The following is a 1,077-nucleotide window of genomic DNA, read 5'->3' as shown; positions in this document are numbered from 1 at the left end:
TCGCCGAGCGCCGGAAGAGCCGGCAGATCCAGGTCGGATCCGTGGCGGTGGGCGGAGACGCCCCGGTGTCGGTGCAGTCGATGACGACGACCCGTACGTCGGACGTCGGCGCGACGCTGCAGCAGATCGCCGAGCTGACGGCGTCCGGCTGCCAGATCGTTCGTGTCGCCTGTCCGACCCAGGACGACGCCGATGCGCTGGCGACCATCGCGCGCAAGTCGCAGATCCCGGTGATCGCGGACATCCATTTCCAGCCGAAGTACGTGTTCGCCGCGATCGAGGCCGGCTGTGCCGCGGTCCGGGTCAATCCCGGCAACATCAAGCAGTTCGACGACAAGGTCAAGGAGATCGCGCGGGCCGCGAAGGACCACGGCACGCCGATCCGCATCGGCGTCAACGCGGGCTCGCTCGACCGCCGGCTGCTGCAGAAGTACGGCAAGGCGACGCCGGAGGCGCTGGTGGAGTCGGCGCTGTGGGAGGCGTCGCTGTTCGAGGAGCACGACTTCCGGGACATCAAGATCTCGGTGAAGCACAACGACCCGGTCGTGATGATCGAGGCGTACCGGCAGCTGGCCGCGCAGTGCGACTACCCGCTGCACCTGGGGGTCACGGAGGCGGGCCCGGCGTTCCAGGGCACGATCAAGTCGGCGGTGGCCTTCGGCGCGCTGCTGTCGCAGGGCATCGGCGACACGATCCGGGTGTCCCTGTCCGCCCCGCCCGCCGAGGAGGTCAAGGTCGGCATCCAGATCCTGGAGTCGCTGAACCTCAAGGAGCGCGGTCTGGAGATCGTCTCCTGCCCGTCCTGCGGCCGCGCCCAGGTCGATGTGTACAAGCTGGCCGAGGAGGTCACCGCCGGCCTCACGGGCATGGAGGTGCCCTTGCGTGTCGCGGTCATGGGGTGTGTGGTGAACGGTCCCGGCGAGGCCCGCGAGGCCGACCTCGGCGTCGCCTCCGGCAACGGCAAGGGGCAGATCTTCGTCAAGGGCGAGGTCATCAAGACCGTCCCCGAGTCCAAGATCGTCGAGACGCTCATCGAGGAGGCCATGAAGCTGGCCGAGCAGATGGAGGCGGACGGGG

The 1,077-nt window shown here is 68.8% G+C and carries 1 protein-coding gene; it reads left to right on the top strand.

Annotated features, from left to right (window positions below):
- A partial coding sequence (gene ispG, locus ACFVJQ_RS46075) for a flavodoxin-dependent (E)-4-hydroxy-3-methylbut-2-enyl-diphosphate synthase (RefSeq protein ID WP_385791997.1) occupies positions 1-1,077 on the top strand: 1,077 nt, incomplete at both ends.

The organism is Streptomyces sp. NPDC127197 (genome assembly GCF_042672405.1).
GTDB classification, from domain to species: Bacteria; Actinomycetota; Actinomycetes; order Streptomycetales; family Streptomycetaceae; genus Streptomyces; species Streptomyces flavusporus.
The sequence above is the reverse complement of the archived record's forward strand: the minus strand, read 5'-3'. Positions and strand labels throughout refer to the sequence as shown.